The organism is Lysinibacillus sp. EB271-A1-10B, from assembly GCF_058791335.1.
This window is the reverse complement of sequence record NZ_JBYTDL010000005.1, coordinates 100,171-123,688: the sequence shown is the minus strand read 5'-3', so window position 1 is coordinate 123,688 and position 23,518 is coordinate 100,171. Positions and strand designations below refer to the sequence as shown.

General features: G+C 37.1%; 13 protein-coding genes. 7 read left to right on the top strand and 6 right to left on the bottom strand.

Translation table 11 applies throughout. From position 1 onward, the window contains the following. Nucleotides 1-76: 76 nt before the first annotated feature. The 5 genes from AC3WSK_RS09450 to AC3WSK_RS09430 all read left to right on the top strand — a co-directional run bounded on the left by AC3WSK_RS09450 (nucleotide 77) and on the right by AC3WSK_RS09430 (nucleotide 9,762). Nucleotides 77-3,544: a hypothetical protein gene (locus tag AC3WSK_RS09450; protein WP_492411842.1), complete on the top strand. Its 3,468-nt coding sequence runs from the start codon at nucleotides 77-79 to the stop codon at nucleotides 3,542-3,544. A 192-nt stretch (nucleotides 3,545-3,736) separates the two neighbouring features. Continuing rightward, nucleotides 3,737-4,816 (top strand): CAP and S-layer homology domain-containing protein, encoded by a 1,080-nt coding sequence (locus tag AC3WSK_RS09445; RefSeq protein WP_492411840.1) that lies wholly within the window; start codon nucleotides 3,737-3,739, stop codon nucleotides 4,814-4,816. Nucleotides 4,817-5,038: 222 nt separating this feature from the next. Continuing rightward, nucleotides 5,039-5,953 carry a C40 family peptidase gene (locus AC3WSK_RS09440; protein ID WP_079559458.1) on the top strand — a complete coding sequence of 305 codons (915 nt, stop codon included), beginning with the start codon at nucleotides 5,039-5,041 and terminating at the stop codon, nucleotides 5,951-5,953. 219 nt (nucleotides 5,954-6,172) lie between these two features. After that, nucleotides 6,173-8,095, top strand: a complete 1,923-nt coding sequence (locus AC3WSK_RS09435; protein WP_492411838.1) for an N-acetylmuramoyl-L-alanine amidase — start codon at nucleotides 6,173-6,175, stop codon at nucleotides 8,093-8,095. Between the two features lie 785 nt (nucleotides 8,096-8,880). After that, on the top strand, nucleotides 8,881-9,762 hold the full coding sequence (locus tag AC3WSK_RS09430; protein WP_492411836.1) for an alpha/beta fold hydrolase: 882 nt from the start codon (nucleotides 8,881-8,883) through the stop codon (nucleotides 9,760-9,762). 889 nt (nucleotides 9,763-10,651) lie between these two features. Here AC3WSK_RS09430 and AC3WSK_RS09425 read toward each other — a convergent pair. The 3 genes from AC3WSK_RS09425 to brnQ all read right to left on the bottom strand — a co-directional run bounded on the left by AC3WSK_RS09425 (nucleotide 10,652) and on the right by brnQ (nucleotide 16,069). After that, on the bottom strand, nucleotides 10,652-12,631 hold the full coding sequence (locus AC3WSK_RS09425; protein WP_492411834.1) for an S-layer homology domain-containing protein: 1,980 nt from the start codon (nucleotides 12,629-12,631) through the stop codon (nucleotides 10,652-10,654). A 495-nt stretch (nucleotides 12,632-13,126) separates the two neighbouring features. Next, the gene (locus AC3WSK_RS09420; protein ID WP_492411832.1) at nucleotides 13,127-14,506 is read right to left on the bottom strand and encodes a S41 family peptidase; all 1,380 of its coding nucleotides are present in this window, start codon (nucleotides 14,504-14,506) and stop codon (nucleotides 13,127-13,129) included. A gap of 243 nt (nucleotides 14,507-14,749) precedes the next feature. Further along, the gene (gene brnQ, locus AC3WSK_RS09415; protein WP_079559463.1) at nucleotides 14,750-16,069 is read right to left on the bottom strand and encodes a branched-chain amino acid transport system II carrier protein; all 1,320 of its coding nucleotides are present in this window, start codon (nucleotides 16,067-16,069) and stop codon (nucleotides 14,750-14,752) included. A 249-nt stretch (nucleotides 16,070-16,318) separates the two neighbouring features. Here brnQ and AC3WSK_RS09410 point away from each other — a divergent pair, with 249 nt between their 5' ends. Next, nucleotides 16,319-17,200, top strand: coding sequence for a C40 family peptidase (locus tag AC3WSK_RS09410; RefSeq protein ID WP_427481728.1), 882 nt, complete (start codon nucleotides 16,319-16,321; stop codon nucleotides 17,198-17,200). Nucleotides 17,201-17,512: 312 nt separating this feature from the next. Here the strand turns inward: AC3WSK_RS09410 and AC3WSK_RS09405 are convergent, their stop codons facing one another. Next, complete coding sequence (locus tag AC3WSK_RS09405) at nucleotides 17,513-18,406, bottom strand: accessory Sec system S-layer assembly protein (protein ID WP_079559465.1); 894 nt, start codon at nucleotides 18,404-18,406, stop codon at nucleotides 17,513-17,515. Next, nucleotides 18,406-20,769 carry an accessory Sec system translocase SecA2 gene (gene secA2 / locus AC3WSK_RS09400; RefSeq protein WP_492411829.1) on the bottom strand — a complete coding sequence of 788 codons (2,364 nt, stop codon included), beginning with the start codon at nucleotides 20,767-20,769 and terminating at the stop codon, nucleotides 18,406-18,408. Before secA2 ends, AC3WSK_RS09405 begins: the two co-directional genes overlap by 1 nt. 223 nt (nucleotides 20,770-20,992) lie before the next feature. Between secA2 and AC3WSK_RS09395 the strand changes: the two genes are divergently transcribed. Further along, the gene (locus AC3WSK_RS09395) at nucleotides 20,993-22,057 is read left to right on the top strand and encodes a glycosyltransferase family 4 protein (protein WP_079559467.1); all 1,065 of its coding nucleotides are present in this window, start codon (nucleotides 20,993-20,995) and stop codon (nucleotides 22,055-22,057) included. Between the two features lie 399 nt (nucleotides 22,058-22,456). Here the strand turns inward: AC3WSK_RS09395 and AC3WSK_RS09390 are convergent, their stop codons facing one another. Continuing rightward, nucleotides 22,457-23,494 (bottom strand): LCP family protein, encoded by a 1,038-nt coding sequence (locus AC3WSK_RS09390; protein ID WP_492411827.1) that lies wholly within the window; start codon nucleotides 23,492-23,494, stop codon nucleotides 22,457-22,459. Nucleotides 23,495-23,518: the final 24 nt, after the last annotated feature.

The window sequence follows — 23,518 nt, the reverse complement described above, 5'->3', positions numbered from 1 at the left end:
TGTAAATAATGGCTTGAAATCACATGAATTTCACCGATACAAAAGTAATGAATCGAAAAATGAAAGGGTGGTTCGATTGAATCGAAAATTGACGGCGGGAGTTATAACGAGTCTATTACTGGCACCAACAGCTATAGCGAATGCGCAAGAAAATAATGATGCACAGTCTCGCGTATTAACGCAAACAGAGCAAGTTGCCAACGTTAACGGAGTAGCTGCCGCAACGACAAAAGAACAAATAATTGCACAATTTGCAAAGCTTTCCGAGAAATCGACAGCGGATGAAATGGTTATTGCGAAGGGTGATGTAGAAAATCTAAGTACGACAGATTTTAATAACGATGAGATTGCATTTATTCAAGCGAAGTATGAATATGTTGTCGGGCAACGCCAACAATTAGAGAAATTACAGGAAATAGGAAAGAACATTAATGCATTAACATATACAAGTAAGTCATTTATAAAGGATGTTGCAGCTGTTGAAGGTACCTATGAAACATTTTTAAGTTCCTATCTAAGTGTTCAAAGTAAATTCGAAACAGCTTTCAAATTAGCAAATTCAAATGGAGCTAGCAGTATTGCTTCGACTATTCGCGGCACATCCTTACAATATGGCTATACTGATGCAGAACGCGATACTTATTTTAAAACAAAGGGCGCAGATATTGCGAAGTTGACTAATTTAAAAGGAGATGCAACTGCTGTACTACCAGCCACTAAAGCACTAGAGGATTTAGTAGAGTTATTAAAGAACGACCCAAATAACTATACAGCCATTTCTGCAGAGCTAGAAAAAGTTACGACAGCTTATAATCCACTAACAGCGAATCAAAAGAAAGTGGTCGTAGCCCATAATCCAAACAACGATTCTGTAACACCTTATAAAAAGTATACGGATGCCTTATCAAATCTGTCTTCGGCTAATAAAGCAGTGCTAAGCGTGGAAAAATTAATCGACGGCTTAGACCCTAAATCTTCTACTTTCGAAAGCAAAACACTTGCTGCCCAAGCTGCCTATGACAAGCTTGGAGAGAGTGAAAAGGCATTAGTGAAAAATAGCGATAAATTAAAGTTGTTTTTCCAATATGCTGATTTATCGAAACAAGTAAATGCACTAAACTCATCTATGAAGGATTACAAAGCACAACTAGAGGCATTACGAACTAAAGTAACTGCGTTAGATGTTGGGAATAGTAGCGATGCAGCAGCGTTAAATGAAATTAAAAACAAGCTTGAGACTAAATTGTCGCAACTTGCAAATGAAGAACTAGCAGTAGCAGCTGTTATTAGTCAAATTGATAATTTAAGTAAGTCTAATAATTTAGTAGTTGATATGCTAAAAGCACGCTCCGACTATAATGCACTTCCATCAGCATCTAAAAAACTTGTGACAAACATTAAAATCCTAACAGATTTAGAGAAATCACATAAGGCAGTCGTCAATGTTATTGATCAATTTGAAAAGTTAGAAAAGTTAGATCCAACATCTAAAAGTTATATTTCAAAGGCGAAATCTGCTTATACAGCTTACGCAAAGTTGGACGAGACAAAACAAGGGTATGTAAGAAATCATAATAATTTAAGTGATAAGGTTGCTGTAATAGAAGTGATTGTGCAAATAAACGCCTTAAATCCATCTCAAAAGACATATAAAGACAATGTAGCGAAAGCAAATAGCGCGTTTAATAATTTGGCTGAAGCCCTTAAATCGCAGGTAGTCAATAGTGGTGAATTAACAAAAGCACAGGGCTATATCGATACAGCCAAGGCATTTGATGATCGTGTTTTAGCATTAGCGAATGAAAATCCTGATACTTTTGTCGCGAAGGTAGCTGCATTATCTGCAGAGTACAAAACAATGGATAAAAATGCGAAGAAACTAGTAGAGCAGGCAAAAGCTTTAACTACTTACGAAAAAAATAATAAGGCTGTTATTAAGGTTATTCAAATGATCGATGCCTTAAATCCAACAAGTAAGGATTACACGAAAAAAGTACTCGCTGCGCGTAAGGCTTATAATGCACTAGATACAGTATCACAAAAACGTGTGACGAACTATGCGAATCTAACTGCAGTTGAAGATGTGGCTTCATTGATTGGCCTCATTGCAACATTAAAGCCATCAAGCAAGACATTCTACCAAGATATGAAAACAGCACGAGAGATGTACGATGCACTACCTAAAGAGAAGCAACAAGTAATCATTAATTATGATGCACTTGTAGCAGCAGAAAATGAGTATGGAGTAGCACAAAAAGTTGTCGAGCTTATTGATTTAACGAAACAACAAGATGGCGACTATTTAACGAAGCTCCTGGATGCACGTGTAGCGTATGATCAGCTAACTTCGAATCAAAAGAAATTAGTCACTAATATTAAAGAATTAACAGCACGTGAAAAAGAGGTAAAACCTATTTTAAATGTGATGCTGCAAATTAATAATTTGGATCCGGAATCCAATAATTTTGTCAGCAAGGTCAATTCTGCGCGTAAGGCGTATGATAATTTAAATAAAGATCAGAAAAAATATATTAATAATATCGATATTCTACAAAACTATGAGCCTGTATCTCAGGTGATTGAATTAATTAATAAACTGAAATCTTCAAGTAGTACATATCTTGAGGATACAGTTCGGGCACGTGCGCTTTATGACGCGCTAGCGGCAGATAAGAAGCAATATGTAACAAACTATTATTTATTACAAGCAGCAGAAACTAGTATTTTAGGTGCTGGTAATGTTATGCAGATGATTAATGATTTGCCGTCTGTAGATCCGAAGCAATATGTGAAACGTATTCAGGAAATTCGTGCAGCTTATAACGCTTTACCAAAGGATCAACAAAGAGCCGTACAAAATTACAAAGTGTTACAAGATCAAGAGAAGCTTTTAAAGCCTGTTATTAGTGTTGTCGAGGATATCGATCGACTACTTACAGCCAAAGACATGAATAGTCAATATCAAAAAATCTTAAAAGCCTATGATAAGCTAAATGCCGAGCAAAGACGTTACGTCTATAATGATGATCTATTATTATCATTAGATAACGTAATAAAAGTATATAAGAACATTGCTAATTTAAATCCAAAGGACAAGTTTTACTTTGGTATGGTGGAAGCAGTACGAAAAGAGTACGATAGCTTAAATACGACAGATAAGCAAAGGATTACGAATTATTCGATCTTGTTAGAAGCGGAGAAAAGTATGGCCGATGTAAAGAAAGTCGTTGAATTAATAGCTAGTCTTTCACCAACCTCTTCAACGTATTTAGAAGATGTAGCGAATGCAGTTGCAGCCTATAAAGCGTTAGACTCGAAATTAAGAGCGCAAGTCATCAATGAGGACGTATTAAAGAAAGCTGAAAAGGATGTAGAGGCTGTTCAAAAAGTAGTTCAAGCCATCTCTGTTATTGATCCAGACAACACGTCATTTGAGAAAAAGGTGTTAGCTGCTCAAAAACTATATAACTCACTTTCACTGGAGCAGCAGGATTTAGTATACAACTACCGCATTCTAGAAGAATATTTAAAAATGATCGAATAGAAATAACAAGAAGGAGTTTTCCCAATGCATATTTTGGGGAGACTCCTTCTATACTATAGAAAACAATTTAAAAAGCTATGAAATTTCCAAAAAAAGTGAAACCTTATCAATCAAGAAATCGTATGTAATAGGGAGTTTTATTTCCGTGTTTGAGGGGTATAATTTAAAATAATTTAAATATAGGAGGTAGCCATGTTTAAAAGGGTGATAAGTATATTGGTACTTTCAATTGTTTTACAAGCTACAACTATTGGAAATTTATCTGGGATTAATAAGGCGGACGCAGCATCCAACATAGCTGTTGATGTGTCTAGTTCATACTGGGCAGGCTCGTCGATTCAACATATGCTGTCGAAGCAATATATGACTACATATACTGACAATACATTTAAGCCGGAGCAAGCTATTACGAGGGCAGAGGCTGCATCTGCAATTGCTCGGTCTATTCAAACAAACACAGATACTTCGATTTCACTACACTTTAAAGATGTTCCTGCTACACATCCGTATTACAAGGAAATTCAAAAACTTGTAGGCTTAGGGGTTTTACAAAATAGTGATGCCTTTCATCCAAATGAGCCTTTAAAGCGTTCGGAAGTTGCAAAAATGCTAGCACTAGCCTATCAGTTTAAAGTGGATGGTAAAAATAAAAGCAAATTTGATGATGTTTCTCCAACGCACTGGGCAAAAAACTATATTGAATCACTAACAGACATAGGAATTATTGGCGGAATAGGTGCTAAGCATTTTGCACCCAACAAGTTAGTGACACGGGCTCAAACAGCAGTTTTTGTTGAACGTAGCATAAATTTTCAGCAAAAAGTAAAGAAGCTTGAAGTGGCTTATGATTATTTAGCAAAGGATTATATACCAACAATAAATCTTTCGACAGCTTGGTCAAAAGAGGTCATTCGGTTAATCAATGTGGAACGGGAAGAGAACCAACTAGCACCTGTTGTCTATGATTCGGAACTGACACAAATCGCAATTATAAAAGCCCAGGACATGGTTAAGCGCAATTATTTTGAACATATTTCTCCTTATTATGGTGCTCCTTGGGATTTAGCGACATTATTTGATTATTCTTACACGAGCTTTGGCGAGAATATTGCAAGGTATTTCATATCGCCCGAAACCGTTGTAAAAGGATGGATGACTTCTCCTGACCATCGAGATAATATTATGAAGGAGCATTATACAAATACAGGTGTTGCGGTTACACAGGACCGCCAAGGAAATTATTATTGGGTTCAACTATTTTCGAGTAAATAAATGGTTATGTAACAAAGAGTTGCTAATGTTACATTTATGTTACGAGTGTTATAAATAACCAATAAAATTTTTCCATTTTTAACGCTGATGATGCCAAAAAACGTTGGTATATCAGCGTTTTTGTTTATTCCGGAAATCGTTACACAATTGAAAAATTAAAATACCTCCTTTTATGATAGTCTATGTATAGGCAAAAAAGTTTAGAGGGGGTATAACAAAAGTATGAAGAAAAAATGGTTATTACCGATTTTTGCATCTTTCATGTTATTTACTACAACTCATATAGATTCAGCTGAAGCAGCGACTAAAACTGAAGTCACTGATACAGCTTCTAAATATTTAGGCATTCCATATAAATACGGTGGGACAACTACAAGCGGTTTTGATTGCTCTGGCTTTACTTCTCAAGTTTTTGCAGATTTAGGCATCACATTAAACCGCACATCAGGCGCTCAATATCAACAAGGGACAGCAGTTGCTAAAAGTGATCTTCAAGTTGGTGATTTACTATTTTTCAATACAAGTGGCAAAGGTGTCTCACATGTATCTATATACATAGGTGACGGTAAAATGATCCACTCTCAAACTAACCAAGGTGTTAGTTATTCGAACGTAAATGATCCATATTATTGGGGTTCTCGCTACATCGGCGCTAAACGAGTTGCTACATTTGACGAAGAACAACAAGCTGAAGTAAAGAAAGTAGCAATTGATTTTACAGTATATGCTTCACGTGCGGAAGCTGCTTCACAAATTGCGAAAGCTTTAAACTTAGATACATCTGACAAAAATAGTGGTTTTGTCGATATAAAACCAACATATGAGCATGCAGGTGCTATTGCAGCTGTTGCAAAATTAGGCATTTTTGAAGGTGATGCAAGTGGTAAATTCAACCCATCTTCACCAATTACTCGCGCACAAATTGCGAAAGTATTAGTTATAGCGTTCGGACTTGAGAATGCTGGTCAAGAAGTAACATTTAGTGATGTGCCACAAGATAGCTGGGCTAATCAGTATGTTTCTATTCTTGCATCGAACGGTGTTACTAATGGAGATGGCAATGGCAGCTTTGGTATGGATGAATTACTAAAAATTAAAGAACTAAAAATGTTTATTGAAAGATTACAATCTAGATAATATTTTCATTGATGCATTGACTGCAAGAAAAGATCTTTTAAATAGCTTATAATTAGAGGAGAGTTTGCAATTGCAGACTCTTCTATTTTTATGATAATTCCACCGAAAAGGAAGTGATTGGAAAAAACAAACGTGAAAAGTGCTGTCGGATGATGATTTATTTAGTTAATTTTGTTAAAATGAATACGTTAAGAGAACAGGAAGGGAGGAAATAAGACATTGAATCTTAAAAAAAGTAGTCTTATTTTGTTGTGCGTCTTATTCATTTCAGCTTCTATGTTTACTATACATAGTGATAGTGTAATGGCAGATACAACTACAAATGTAACATTTGCAGATATCTCCAAAAATCACGAAGCTTATGAAGAAATCAATTATTTAGTGAGCTTGGGTGTTATCCAAGGATATTTTGTAAATGGGAAAAGAGTCTTTGGTCCAAATGAGTCTGTAACACGTGAACAAGTGGCAAAAATGGTTGTTGTTGCCTCTGGTAATAAACCATTAGTCGTAAACAAATCAAGTTTCTCGGATGTAACAGTAGGTACTGAAATGTCAGGTTATATCGAAAGAGCTGTGCAATTAGGGTTCTTTTCAACGAATACACAAGGCAAGTTCTTACCAAAAAAGGCTATCACTCGTGATGAAATGAGCCATGTATTAACAAAGGCATTTAACTTAGACACAAGTGAATATGAAAACTTAGATTCACCATTTGCTGACGTAAGTATTACACACCCTTACGTTAAGTATGTAAATACAATTTACTATAATGGTATTACAAATGGTAGTGGTAAAAATTATTTACCGAATAATACCGTTACACGTGCACACTTTTCATTATTTGTAGCACGTGCAAAAAATGAGAAATTCCGTTTAGAGCTACCTGTAAAAGGATCATCTGTACCTGATACAAAAGAGGTTATTGGGCTAGTCAAAGTAACGACAGATGGTCTAAATATCCGCAAAACAGCGGATAGTTCATCAAATACTAACATTGTTGGTACAGTTAATAAAGGCGGCAAACTATCAGTTTATGAAGTTCAGGGCAAATGGCTAAAGGTATCATATAAAGGTGCATATGCTTATCTTTATAAAGATTATGCACAATTTTTAGATGCAGATGGCAATGAGTTAGGGGCTGTCCAAAAAGAAGTGACATCTAATGGGGCTATTAACTTATATGTCAAACCAACTTCTTCAGCAAAAATCATTCAACCTATTAAAGCGAATGTAAAATTACCAGTTTACAAGACTGCTGGCGGTTATCATTTAACGCAAGTGAATGGTTTACCAGGTTACATTGTAGCGAACAGCACAACAGAAACGGGTAAAGACGAACAACCTGATCCAACACCGCCTCCAACACCACCTACAGCTTCAGGTGATGTATTAGGACGAGCAACTGTTGGAAACCTAAATGTCCGTAGTGAAGCAAATGCAACTTCTACAGTGCTATTTAAGCTTAACAAGGGCGACTCTGTTAAAGTTAACGGAATTAATGGTTATTGGGCAAGCATCGAATACAATGGTAAAGCAGGGTATGTCCATAAATCGTATATAAAATTATTAAATCAAAATGGCAAACCGTTGCAAAATCGTATTATTATCCTAGATCCAGGTCATGGTGGTAAGGATCCAGGGACAGTACTAGGTTCTTTCTCTGAAAAGAACATTACATTAAAAGTGAGCACACTAGTTAAGCAAAAGCTTGAGAATGCTGGTGCAAAAGTGTACATGACTCGTACTGCTGATACGTATCCAACTTTACAAGATCGAGTAAACTTTACAAGTGCAAACTTTGGTGAGATTTTCGTGAGTGTGCATGTAAACTCTGCTTCCAGTACATCAGCATCAGGTACTGAAACATATTATGCTGCTTCAGCTGGAGATATGTATCAGGAGGATATTGAGTTAGGCACTTTTGTAAATAATCAAATTGTCAACAATTTAAATATGAAGAATCGTGGCGTTAAGCAATATCCATACTATGTCATTAATAATATGAGTATCCCATCCATTTTAGTGGAACTTGGCTTCTTAACAAATGACGGGGATCGCCAAAAAATGACAACTGATGAATACGTAAATAAATTTGCAGATTCTATCTATAACGGAATTGAGCAATACTACAAAAAGCAATAATTGATCAACATAGAAACTGTCCCAAAGTGATTAACTCACTTTTGGGGCAGTTTTTTATTGTTAAGGAAAGGTAGGGCGTGATATGAAAGTAGTCTTTATCCCTGGCATAGTTGATATATGATAGATATATTTTATCCACTGATTATTTTTATGTTTGCATGTAGGTTTTTATGTATAGATAAATATATTTTGTTTGGGGCTAAGAAGGGGGCTGTTTTCAAAGGCTCAAGTAGGTTAGGGAAGTGTTCGGCTAGTGTCAGATAGGAGAAAGAAGTTATAGGCTCAGACAGCTGTCATAGAATCGGAAAGGTGCTTGTTGGGACATGAGATGTATCAAACTACCCGAGCATATACCAAGTTGTTCGATCATGCTCGTAAGGAAAAGTATGATGATTGGATGGAAAATAACCTTTTATATGAAGAGGGAGAATTGTTTAAAGGAGGGTGTTTTCTCAAAGATTGTTGCTGTTAAAACTAAAAAGACAGATTTAATCTACGAAACGGTAGTGACCCCTTAAAGTTAGAGTTTTCATGAATCGAAAATTTAACTAAACTTCCGTTAGTTGAATAGGAAAAGAATACTTATTCCATAATCGCGCCCTTTTGTTGAACAACGTTATTGAAGTAAAGCGCCGTTAGTTTAATCCTCGCTTTTTATTCTTTCCAAAGCTTGTTCAATGGTTTCATACTTAATGTTATCGTATTCCCATTTCAAAACAGGAAATGTATTTTTTCGAAGCCTGAGGAATAAGTTTGATTATATCGTCTCGGAGAGGATGTTGTACGTGTTTTCTTATCATTCGGGAGAAAATCAAATTCCAAATTCTGATTACCAGTTTGTGCCGCAGGGACAATATTGTAATCCTTATTCCAAAGCAGGCTGGTTGTGGGAGCATTATCCCATAGAATCGGAAGGAAGTTTTAGGCATTCTCAACGGCTCACTTTTGTCCTCGTGCATGGTTCCTGGGCTGATGTTCACTTTTGGGATGGCGTAGCTACGGTACTGCGTAGTCAAGGGAACATAGTTTACACTCCAGAATACGCAGGCCATGGAACTGATCCAAATAAAAATGTCACTCATGCAATGATTACAAAATCAGTCGTTGATTATATTAGACACCTGAACTTGTACGATTTTATTCTCGTTGGGCACAGCTTTGGTGGAACAGTCATCCAAAAAGTTGCTGAACAGATACCTGATCGTATTAAACGTTTGGTCTTCTGGGATGCGTTTGTATTAAAAGACGGAGAATCGCTTGTTGATGAGTTACCGCCTCAAACGAGAAAAGGTTTTGAACAGCTTAGAGCCATGTCCAATGACGACACAATCATGCTTCCGTTTGATTTGTTTCGAGCTTTGTTCGTAAATACTGCCACCACCGAGGATGCTAAACTTTTTTATAAAAGTGTAGCTCCGGAGCCGGCTAAACCGCTTTTCGAGAAACTGGATCTTAAAGCGTTCTATGCGCTACAAACCCCAAAAAGCTACGTATACTTCTACCAAGATAATGTATTGCCTCAAGGGGAAGGCTACGGTTGGAATCCCCATATGTCAATACGACTGGGTCTGTTCCGCCTGATCGTTGGCGATGGGGACCACTTTACAGATACACGCACAAGACCGGCTTATTTGGCACAGAAGCTTTACGATGCAAGTCGGGATTGATTCACTCAAGCGTAAATATGCTTGAGTCTTTTTTTGCCAAGGAATATGCTATTCTGCCTCGTTAGCTCAATTAACTTAATGCAATAAAATGGCCCGATTGTTGAACACAAGTTAAACAACGCTATTCAACTAACCTGCTCAGTTTAGTTGAATAACAGTAAACCGCTAAATCTGTTTAAAAAGCATCTGATGAAAAGTTAACTCTTTCAAATCTCTAAATGCATCTTCTGGGAGATAATTTAAATATGTATAATATCTATTTCTTAGGCAATCGTAAAAAGAAAAAAAGCAGCTAGTTTATCTTTGCAAATAGATGTTACCTATACATTAAAAAAATAGCAGCACCGTCAAATGAATAAAATGTGTATGAAGGTTAAATTATGTATTAGCGGGATAGCGTAGTGCAATAGCAAATTGGGGCGATGCAATGCAACAGATTGCTATCCCAAAACTAATATATGTAATGGTATTTAAAATATTTATAACACTATAAAAATGTGAGAAAAGGATTAAAAAGAGAAAAAGAAATGGCTGAATAGTAATTTGGGTGTGATCGTAATAGAGAGACTGAAAAGCTTGTTTGCTAAACACGACTATAACTATGTTGAAATTATAGTTTTGTATAGTTGATGGACCTGGAAATTAAAATAAAAAAGCCGCATAAAATCGCCGTGTTCATACGGTAACGGCTAACTAACCAAAACGATGTCCTGTGGCATTACCGAAAGGAGAGACATCGTGACGGCCCTCATACAGGCCTAAGCACAATGTCGATTCAGGATGAAATTATATCGAGACATAATTGATAGAATCATTCAATTTGCCATTGGTTTTGGTAAAGGTATCGAAAAAGGCTGTCTCGAAAATATTCGGAGACAGCCTCTAATTGCTACTTTACGGTATTAATGATTTTAACATACTCTTTATTGATGTAGGCTGGTTGTGGGTGGGGTTTATCAGAAAGTACCTCATACCAACCATTAACATTCGTATCGGTTACAATAACGGGCATACCGCTTTTATTAAATGTGAAAAGTGGACTTTGACTTGTTGATGCGTCTGGACGAACATTCAGACCTGCTGTTGTCGTACGGGCAATTTTGTATGGATTCTTTGCATCTTTAAAGCCTAAAGCTTTTTCAGTACGGTAGTAGTGTCCAGCAATTTTAGCACCCCAAAATGGATCAGATGCATACTTCACGTTAAAACCGACTTCTTTAGAGCCAACCACTGCACCATTCGTGTAAGGACCACCTGGTGTAATGTAATTCGGCTGCAAGAACTTTTCAACAAGCTCATTAATATTGTCAGCAACACTATCAAACTTTTTATTTAGTGGATTCGTGTCATATACATATAAACCAAATAAGTTGTTGAGATTTTGAGCATGGTCACTCATACCATATGCACTCTCATGCTGGGCAAGCGATAAAATAAGCATGGCATTAATGCTAGAATTTGCTTCTACCTCTTTTAATACTTTCCCTAAACCGATTAACTTACTTTTCTTTGTCGCATTTTTATAAAGACTAGCCCCTGAACTTTCAATCTCAGCTAACTTTTGCATAATGTAATTATCTAGTTCTGCTGCAGTATATTGAGTTTGGGCACGTGCAGGTAAAAATTGATAGTAATTATAAGCTTCACCTTTTGAAGAGCCACTAGCATTTGTGAAATTAATGCCATTCCAGCTAAAGTACTTTTCGCCCTGCTTCATGAAGTCGGGAGCTTTTCCATACACATAGCTAGAAGAATATTTATTTGATTTATAATCATATAAAGTATGTTTTATTTCACCATTCTCGTTTGAATAGTAAGAACGACCCTTACTTAAAGCAGATGGGATTAATGTAACATCGGCATGTTTTAAATACCCAACCTGACCTGCTAAACTAACTTTTACTTGTGTCGCATCACTGCCTAAATACTGCATTTCTGTATTAGCAGCAACAGCGATTTGATCTTTAATTGTTTCAGATTTTAGGGCTACATAATTATTGGTTACAACATACCCAGATGACATTTTCATAATTTTATCATTTAGCGTAATGACAAGTGTATTTTTTGACAAAGCTTTTTCAGCAGCATCGAAACTAGAAAAGGCTTCATTTCCTACAAGATTGCCATTAGAAATTTCTTTTACGATGAACTTAGTAGAGTTACCATTACCAGTTTCACCATTGTTGTTACCGTTATTGCCGTTATTATTGTTGTTACCGTTGTTGCTGTTATTATTAGTATTACCACCATTATTTTCAACATCGTCCGCTAGAAGTATTAAGCGAAGTACAAATGTTGAGGCCTCGCCAATTGTGGCATTATCTTTTGGTAAAAACATTCCATTGGAGCTACCTTTAATAAGTCCTAAATCTGCTCCGATAGCGATGTCTTGGCGGAAGTCTTTAAAAATAGCTGCATTATCCATAAAAGTAGTGGATGGCGTACCTTTTGGGATTTTTAAATAATCAACAGCTCTAATTAGCATGACTGCCATATGCTCTCTTGAAATACGGGCATTTGGTTTAAACGAACCATCTGTATAACCTGTGATAATCCCAGCAGTAGCAGCAAGCTTAATATCCGTTGCAAATAAATATGTATCTGGGACATCTGTGAAACTAATATTATCTTTTTTCTCAAGGTTTAAAGCCTTTGCTATGTAAGTAGCAAATTCACCGCGCGTGACAGTGTCGTTTGGACGATAGCTTCCATTTGCATCTTGCAGTAATGCATCTTTGGAAATTAAATAGCGTAAACCACTTTCATGCATATGTCCTGAGAGCTCATCAGCATATGCCATGTTCGGTTGCCAAATAAGCAAGCTAACAAGTGCCATTAACACCACCGTTAACATTGATAGTTTTTTCATATTTATAACCCTCCTAAGCTTCTATTATTTTACCAAAGTTGGAGAATTAAGATAAGGGTCAAATGTTAGAAATAACATAAAATATGCCAACCTAAATTTACCAACGTTATACTTTTGAGCTATGTTAACTTCCTTCAGCAATTGTTTTTCGTACCGTAGCGAAACTACAGGTACAGATTCTTAAGCTATTTTCCAGCGGATGTCCAAATATCTGCTGAAAGAAGTTAAGCCTCCGGCGGATGTCACGGAATCAGAAAGGAGTTCTTTGTGCGGGCACAAAGCAGATTCCGGACGCAATTATGCCGAGGCATAATTGATTGAAATAGTTGGATAGACAGTAAGGTGAAGGACATTTGCGTATTGAGGATTGGTAAAGTATTTGAAGAGTGAGACGTTAGTGTGTATATCTTCAGGCAGTAATTTTAATGCAAGAATAGAAAAAAACCTCCCACCGACATTAAGTAATGAAACTACTTAAATGGTGAGAGGAATTTTTTATTTTTTCATTATTATACGCTGATAAAAACCTTGCTGCGCTTTGTTAGCATTTTGTGTTTTTGGATGTACAAGGATCATATATTCTCGCCCAGCAGATAAAGGTTTTGATGGGGTTACGATTAATGAACGACCCTCTACTTTTGCTGTCATAGGCACTTCATTACCACCTAAAGCAATTAGCTGAACCTTATCCTCAGCCATTTGTGAAGAAAGTGCAGAAGGAACTTTCACTGTTAAACTTTTAGGATCCGCAACATTTTTTAAGCTTGCCAGCTCTTTATATTTTGTATATTGAGCTTTTATAGCATCATAATGTGCCTGAAAAATAGGGGCAGTCTTTGTTTGAATGTCTGGTTTTACACCGACCTCATTAATTGTTTTCCCTAAAGGACCTGTAAAATTACCGATCGTAAGCTTTAAATAGCTACCATCCTGCAGTTCAAAAAAGCCCTGCATACAGCCTTTTCCGTACGTAGTTTCTCCATATAAAATAGCAGCTTGCTGATCTTGCAATGTTGCTGCTAACATTTCAGAGGCGCTAGCACTATAGCGGTTTACAAGAATACGTGTATCAGCAGGTAATTTTTCGTCTTGATAGACTGCACGCACTTTATAATTGGCATGCGCTTCTTCCAGTAAAAAGGCGATTTTTGCTTTTGGGAAAAACCCTGTAATCTCCTGAGCCGTTGTTACATAGCCTCCACCGTTGTTTTGCAAATCCAAGATAAAAGAAGTTGCACCACGCTGTTTTAACTGAATTAGTGCTTTCTTTACAAGCTCTGCACCGTCTTCAGAGAAGGATGACATAGAAATGTATCCAACATTCCCAAATAGTAGTGCAGATTCTACATTCGGTAATGTGAATTTTTTTCGTGTAATCGTTGTCGTAGTAGTTGTACCATCTGCATGTTGGAGTGTCACGCCTAATTTAGTATTTTCATCACCAGTTAATAGGGATGAGACTTCTTGCGTGGAGCTTCCTACAACGGATTGTCCGTTAATGGCAGTAATAATGTCTCCAGCAACGACACCTGCATCTGATGCGCCGCTACCCTCAAACACTTGTAAAATATGAATGCCATCTTCATGTTCTTCGAGAATCACACCAACCCCAATTGTTGATAGATCGATGCTATTGATAAATTCCTCGAATTCCTTTTTCGTAAAATATGTAGAATAAGGATCTAGCATTTCAATGATTTCAGGAATCGTTTTAGCCTTTTGCAAATTTCCATGGATAGTTCCCACATAATTTTCCGTAATAATTTCCTTGATTTCCTTTACAAGCTGTTGTTCATTGCTTGCAGCAGAAGCATTTGTTAACGGAAAGATGAAAAAGCTTAAAACGAATACAAATGACCACAATATTCTTTTCATAGGACACCTCTTTTCAAATATATAGTATACATGATTTTCCATATAACTGTAATAGGGCTTATCACCAAAGTTGTAGGTGACATTTTTCCTTCTTCGCGCAATGGACGGGATTTCCTACAAAAAAAGAATCTGCTAGCTTTTTGCGAAAAAGTAAAGGATACAAGATTCTTAGACAGTCATTGTCTAAAATCTTATTCGCAAAAAAAGCAAGCAGATTCTAGTTATCTTATAGATGAAGATATTTTATTTTTTTGTTAGCTTATGAATAATAAAGCCGAGAAGCGCACCGACTATTGCAGGTACAAGCCATGCCAGACTTTGTTCATATAATGGTAAAGTTTTCAAAATGTTCACATACGGTGTAATAGTAATCTCCATTTGCTTAAAACCATCATTCAGACTAACGAAGAATGTAGGAATTAATGCTAAAATGTAAACGATTTTTCCACCTTTAAAGAAGTTATCGAAAAGTGACAGAACCATTAACACCATCGCTAGCGGATAGATAATTAATAATACAGGTAGTGATGCACTAATAATTGTTTCAAGACCAACGTTTGTAATTGCTGCACTGAATATTGTGAAAATTACTAAAAACGTTTTATACGAAACACTAGGAAATAGTTTATTGAAAAATTGAGCATTGGCAGTCAATAAACCTACAGCAGTAGATATACACGCTAGTAAAATTGTGGCAGATAATATAATAGTCCCAAGTGTACCAAAAAGAGCTTCAGCTGACTTCGCTATAATAGTACCGCCATTATCAAAAGCGCCTATTGCATTAATACTAGTGTTACCAATTTGTCCAAGTGCGATATAGACAAATGATAAGCCAATAGCGGCAACAATTCCAGCGAAAATTGTCGTTTTGACTTGCTTCTTAGTATCTGACATACCCATGTCGCGTAATGCTTGCAAAATAACGATTCCGAATACTAATGCACTAAGTACATCCATTGTTAAATAGCCTTGAACAAAGCCTTCAGTCAATGGTGACGAAGTGTATTTTCCTATAGCTGCCCCTGGTTCACCCATTGGGGAAATAAAGCTTTTAATAGCTAGTAATAGAATAACACCTAATAGAACAGGCGTTAAAATTTTCCCAACGCGATCAACAAGCTTTGAAGGGTTAATTGCTAAGACTAGTATTAAGGCGAAAAATATAACAGAAGTAATCAAAAGTGGTGCCCAATGATCTGCTGCTCCCTCTGGAAGAAATGGGACAATCCCGATTTCATAGGAAACAGAACCCGTACGCGGCACTGCAAAAAATGGACCAATTGCTAAATAAACAATTGATGTAAAAATAATACCAAAGGTAGCACCAACACGGTTTGCTAGTATTTGTAGATCGCCACCCGCCTTCGCAATCGCAACGATGGCTAATAGTGGTAACCCAACACCTGTTATTAAGAAACCAATCATTGCTGACGTTATATGCTCACCAGCTTGTTGACCTAATAATGGGGGGAAGATAATATTTCCGGCGCCTAAAAACAAGGCAAATAATAGTAAACCTACTGCTAAATTCTCTTTGATGAAAAGCAAAATGTTTTTCATAAAAATTAAAACTCCTTTAAATTTGAAAAGATTAAACTTTCTAAAAATTTTAAATACAGAAGTGTATGTTATCATACGAATACTATTCTTGCAATCAATAATCTCTTATTATTTGTCAGAATATGTCGGATTCATTAAGATTCATAAATTGTTTGAAAAATAGTCAGTTTTTCCGATTTCTGATTACTAAAATATCTAGTATGATAGACACACAAGGAAATATTTTAGCACGAATGGAGGCAAATTGGTATGAAAAAAACAAAAAAATTAAGAATCCTTGCTTTAACTACTATTGCTACTTCTTTTTTAGCATTACAGACCGCAGAAGCAGCTACTTATACCGTACAAAAAGGAGATACTTTATCTAAAATCGCTACAAACCATAAAGTTACAGTACAAGACATAAAAACATGGAACAATTTAAAGAATGATATGATTTATGTCGCACAAAAGCTTGAAGTTTCAAAACAAACGACTAACGAAACGGTAAAACCTTCAAATCCATCAACAACAACACCATCAAAACCTACAACTACTTCCCATACAGTAGTTAAAGGCGATTCCTTATCCAAAATCGCTAATCAATATAATTTATCAGTAAAGGAAATCAAAGACTGGAATGGGCTTGCGACAGACACGATCTACATTGGACAAGTGTTAAAATTATCTGCGGGAGCTTCAGTACCTGGGAATGAAACAGTACATAATAACGGATCTTCAGGTGCAGGAACATCAAAAGATCCTACTGCAAATGGACAAGCTATCAATAAGAAAACAGTAGAAGTAGCTAATTCATTAGTAGGGACACCATATCTCTACGGTGGCAACACACCTGATGGTCTAGATTGCAGTGGCCTTATTTACTATGCCTTTAATCAAGGTGGATTAAAAATAGGCAGACACAGTAGCGAAGGCTATTTCGGTAATTCAACACAAGTTAATAATCCGGTATCAGGCGATTTAGTATTCTTCGAAAATACGTATAAACAGGGTATCTCTCATATGGGTATTTATATAGGCAACAATAAATTTATCCATGCAGGGGCAGACGGTGTTGAAGTCTCAGACGTTACATACTCTTACTGGTCTACAAGATTAGTAGCTTATAAACGTTTCGACGCTATAAAATAAAAATAAAGCGATTTTTTGCATATACAGCAGAAATCGCTTTTTTTTTATGCGCGGAAGGAAGGGGAATACCCGCGGAAGGAAGGGGAATACCCGCGGGAGGAGGGGAATACCCGCGGAAGGGAAGCGAATACCCGCGGAAGGGAGGCGAATACCCGCGGAAGGGAGGCGAATACCCGCGGAAGGGAGGCGAATACCCGCGGAAGAGAGGCAAATACCCGCGAGACGAGCGAGCACCCACACGAAGCAGAAACACCTGCACAAGGCAGATCAAAAAAATCCCTTCTTTTTTAAAAAAGAAGGGATTTCGATAGTTTATTGTGTTACGCGTGCTGTCCAACGAGATAGGTCGGCGTCTTTTGCATCAACAAGTTCTGCAGGGAAGACGAATGTCCAAGGTTTCGTTGAGTTTGGTTGTACAGTTAATACTGGATCCATGTTGAATGAACCATTAGCAATTTGTTTACCTGTAGCATCTACAATTTCTAGTGGTAATTGTTCTAGATTAATAGCTTTATTGTGTCCGTTTCGGATGAAAATCGATACATTTAGGTTGCCGTTATCAGCTAGTTTTGCTTGTAGGCCGGTGAAGTTTACTTCAGTTTCACCTAGTTTTGGTAAAGTCTCGACGATTTTTGCTAGCTCTTCTTTTTGAGCTGCTGGTAGTTGTTTTTCCCATGATGGGTCAAGTTCTAATTGGTGGCCGCGAAGGGACACGAGGTTGAAGGCAATTTTCCAGCCATCTTCAGGGATTTCGTCTACTTTAATTGCAGATTTATCGAATTCAAATACCCATGGGCGAGCGCTTTCTGCTGGAATTGTGCCAAGTGCTTTGAAATCGAATTTTTTAGATGCTACTAGCTCGTCATTTTTATCCATGATGAAAAGCTCGATTTCTCCTAGCTCGATTGCTTGTGGTAAAGATGAGCGGAAAAATGCGCGAACATGCCATTTACGTTTGTTTTCTTCAATACTAATAGAAGAAAGAGATAATTGATTTGGTTTTAATGGTTCGAGTTCGTTTGCTAGGAAGTTGAAAATGTATTTTTGCTCCTGTGGTACATCCCAATCTGGATGGAATGAAAGCTTTGTTTCAACATCGCGATTATCGCCTGTATTTGTAGAAGCTTTTCCTAGTAAGTCTTTTGAGTCAATTGTGTTTTCTTGAACGATTTTGTCTGATTTTTTAAAGAATGAGAATAAGCCCATTATTGTACCTCCTGTTGTGCGTCAATTTTTTTCATGAAGCCGGTAATTTCTATAATAATCGAACGACGTAATTCTTGGAAATTTTTACCGAACAACTCAAGTCCCTCGCGTTGGTAAATTCGCATTGGATCTTCTTGCTGGTAATGACGTAAGCCAATACCTTCTTTTAAATGAGCCATTACTTCCAAGTGTTTCACCCAGCCACTATCGATGAAACTAAGCATGATTTGTGGCAGAACTTCTAGTACTTGTTCATTTTCAGCGAATTTCTCTATATGATTGAGCAGTTCTTGTTCAGAAGGTTTAATGTCTTCTAAAATTTGTTTTACTCTGCCCACTTCTCGGTTAATTGTGACAGGTGTAATGAATAGTGAGTTAAGAGAACTCTCCATTTGATCATAATTCCATTCAACAGAATTTACTTCTTCTGGTGCAGCGTCAAGAACAGCAAATTCAATCGTTTCACGAAGCATTTTTTTAAGCTCGCCCATCAAGTCATTTTCAGCTAAGATTTTGTTACGTAGACCATAAATAACTGTACGTTGGTCATTGATAACATCATCTAATTTTAGGTTGTATTCACGCATACCGTATTGGGAACCTTCAACAATTCGTTGTGTACGGTCAATGAGTTCTTGAGCATCTTTATTTTGAATAATGCCTTGATCGTTGACAACCATTTTTGCAGAGAATTTTTCAACTTCTTCTTTTGCGTAGCGACGGAACATATCATCTTCAATAGAGAGAATGAAGCGACTTTCACCTACGTCGCCTTGACGACCTGAACGACCACGAAGCTGATTATCTACACGACGGCTTTCATGCTTTTCGGTACCGATAACATATAGACCTCCAAGTGCATGAACTTCTTCGCCTAACACAATATCTGTACCACGGCCAGCCATATTGGTAGCTACTGTAACACGCCCTTTTTGACCTGCTTGAGAAATCAGCTCAACTTCTTGCTCAACTGTTTTAGCGTTTAGCAATTGGAATTTTAAGCCTGCTTTTTTCAAGCTATCGGCAACTGTTTCAGATTGCAGTATGGACGTTGTTCCGATTAAGACGGGTTGTCCTTTTTCGTGACGACGTTTCGCTTCAGCGGCTACATACTTATATTTATCTTCTTGCTTGTTGAAAATAACATCAGGCTGATCGACACGTTGACGTGGACGATTGGTTGGAATTTGAATAACTTCCATGCCGTACACTTCTCGAATTTCTTTTTCCTGTGTTTTCGCAGTACCTGTCATCCCTGAAAGCTTCGGATACATACGGAAATAGTTCTGAATTGTAATTTGTGCCTGTGCTTTATTTTCATCGGTAATCGTTACATTTTCTTTTGCTTCAATCGCTTGATGTAAGCCATTAGATAGTGAACGACCTTCTAAAATACGACCTGTGAACATATCAACAAGCTCGATTTTGTCATCCTTTACGATGTAATCAACATCACGTTCAAACATGACATGAGCACGAACGGCTTGGATAACATAATGGAAAAGTGATTGGTGCTCTAAGTCATACAGATTATCTATATTGAATGCAGCCTCAACTTTTTCAATACCTTTATCTGTTAGAGAAGTAGCTTTTGTTTCATCATCAAAATCATAATCTTCATCTACTTTGAAACGTTTTGCTAACATAGATGAGATGCGATGTAATTCATCGTTAGATGGCATTTTACCAGCGATAATCAGTGGTGTTTTTGCCTCATCGATTAGTACACTATCTACTTCATCAATAATGGCGAAGTGATAAGGACGCTGTACTTTATCAGCTAAGCTGTATGCCATATTATCACGCAAGTAATCGAAACCGAATTCAGTTCCAACACCATATGTAATATCTGCATTGTAGGCTTCCTTTTTCTCGTCTGCTTCCATCATTGGTAAATTCAAACCAACTGTTAAACCAAGGAAACGGTGAATCTGTCCAACTAGTTCAAAGTCACGTTTCGCTAAGTAATCATTGACGGTAATAACATGAACACCTTTGCCTTCTAATGCACGTACATAAGAGGGAAGGGAAGCAACTAGCGTTTTACCTTCACCTGTAGGCATTTCAGAGATATTGCCTTCAGTTAAAACAAGACCACCAATAAGCTGTACATCAAAATGACGCATTCCTAATACACGTTTTGAGGCTTCGCGTACAACCGCAAATGCATCTGGGATGATGGATACAATAGGCTCACCTTGTTGTAAGCGATCTTTGAAAATAAAAGTCATTTCTCTTAATTCTGCATCTGACTTATTAACATATTTTTCTTCGAGACTATTAATTTGTTCTACTATTTTATAGTAGCGTTTTAATTGACGAGCACTCGTTTGCTCTTTATTACTTTTGAAAATTGAGAACATGAAATATACGCTCCTTTAATGTTGTCTAACTGCTAGACACTACATTATTCTATCAAATTTTACGTATGGTGACTACATTTGGCATACAGCATTCTTCCAATCTGCAAAAGATGGAAAATATTTGTGAAATGGTGGAAAATAAATAGAAAAAGTATATTTCGGCGCCGGTTCGTGCTATAATCAATTTGGATTTAATGTAGATTATTTTTTGAGGAGGAGAGACATGCTCTACGTGTCTATAATAGCAGCATTTGTTGCTTCAATATTGTTAACTCCACTAGTTAAACGATTAGCGTTCAAAATAGGTGCTGTCGACGCACCAAACTACCGAAAAGTACATGCACGAATTATGCCAAGACTCGGGGGATTGGCGATCTTCCTTTCTTTTTTAATAGCTGTGGCTATATTTCAGCCGATTTTGATAATCAATGAAAATGGTAGTAACTTTTTACTGGCAATTATTATTGGTGCTTGCATTATCGTAGCAACAGGTGTCGTAGATGATATGCGTGAAATTTCCGCAAAGGCCAAATTAGTTGGCCAGCTTATTGCGGCACTTATCGTTATCTTTGTAGGTGGCATTCAAATTGATATGATTACCCTACCATTTGTAGGTGAATTAAACTTTGGATTGCTAAGTATTCCTTTAACAATTATTTGGATTGTTGGTATTACCAATGCCATTAATTTAATCGATGGCTTAGATGGTCTAGCGGCAGGCGTTTCAACGATCGCCCTTATAACTTTAGCTGTCATGGCAATTATTATGAACAATATGTTCGTATTAGCGATCGCAGCCATTTTAGCAGCAGCAACATTCGGATTTTTATTTTACAATTTCCACCCAGCGAAAATCTTCATGGGAGATACAGGAGCCTTATTCCTTGGCTTCATGATATCGGTGCTCGCATTGCTTGGATTTAAAAATGTTACAGTCGTTTCATTAATTATCCCAGTTATCATCCTAGGTGTGCCGATTTCTGATACATTCTTTGCGATTGTTCGTCGTGTACGCATGAAGAAAAAATGGTCTGATCCTGATAAATCACATTTACATCACCGTTTACTAGATATGGGCTTTACACATCGACAAACAGTGCTCATTATTTATGGGATTGCAATAATGTTTGGTTTAGCAGCAGTTATTTTCTCTATGGCAAAAGTATGGGGTGCAATTTTACTCGTAGCAGTTATTTTAACAGCAATTGAAATATTGGTTGAAGTCATTGGACTCGCGGGTAAAAACTATAAACCATTATTGAATTTTGTACGGATATTTAATAAATAATAAATTGAAAGCAATCATACATTTTGTGTGATTGCTTTTTTTGTCGACTTTTTTGGCACGATTTTACGTGAATACCCGCGAAAGGGAAGCGGATCCTGGGGCGAGGAAGAGATGCTCGCGGAAGAGAAATAAATCCTTGGATGAGGAAGAGATACCCGCGGAAGGGAAGTAAATTCCCGCGGGGGAAGGTGAATACCCGCGGGAGGAAGGTGAATACCCGCGGAAGGGAAGTAAATACCCGCGGAAGGAAGGTGAATACCCGGGGAAGAGAGGCGAATACCCGCGAAAGGAAGGTAAATACCCGCGGAAGAGAAGCGGATCCCCGCGAAAGCAATACTCCATAGGATTCCATAAAAAAAGCCTTCCCACGAAATGAAAGTGGAAAGGCTATAAGTTAAGCTAGTTATTTACTGAAGATTCTTCACTTGAATCGCTGTCAGTATCGTTATTTGTGAGGCTTGTTGAATTTTCATCTAAGCCAAGGTGGTTTTGCAAAGTTTCTTTTACTTCATTAACTGACGCAGGATCTAATTGGTAATAATATACGCCAGTAGACATATCATCAGTGCCTTCTAAATTTAAAGTATCGATGCGTGGTACACCTTTTGTTAAATAAGATAAGAAGGATTTCATTTCATCATATTTCATATTTGTTTTCATGTTGTCGCTAATTGCCTTAATGACATCATCGTATTTTGATATCGAACCAACAGAAGCAACTTTGTTGATAATAGCTGATAGAATTTCTTGTTGACGTTTACCACGTTCAATATCGCTATCTTGTTTACGTGTTCTTGCAAGTGCAAGTGCTTCACTACCGTTTAAATGCTGCATACCTGGCTTCAGGTTGATTGTAAACTTATCGAATTCGTCTAACTCGTGTAAAGCGTAAGGTACTTCAGCTTCAATGCCACCTAAAGCATCAACTACGTCAATAAATGCATTGAAGTTCATTCGTACATAGTAGTCAATTGGGACATCTAATAATGCTTCAACTGTATCCCTTGTTGTCGTTGTACCACCCATAGCATGTGCATGGGTAATTTTATCTTTATAGCCTACTTTTGGAATATAAACGTATGAATCACGTGGAATGCTTAGCATTTTAATCGTATGCGTTTTTTTATTTAATGTCGCTAATACTAGTGCATCGGAACGTGAATGATCAGAACCTTGCCCACGATTATCACTATCGTCAACGCCGACAAATAGGATAGATACATTATCCTTTATCGGCTCTACTTTACTTTCGCGAAGTGCAGAAACTTCGCGGCCATCTAAATTTTCATATGCTGAGTCAGCTGCATGTTTTACTTGTTTAGTAAGATAAACACCATAAGCAGTAACACAGATTGCCAAACTAGCAATGAGAAGTAAAGATACTTTTATAATTAAGGAAGCTTTAGAAGACCTCTTTTTGTACTTTTTATTTTTCATTTATATTCTCCTCTAAGTTATGGG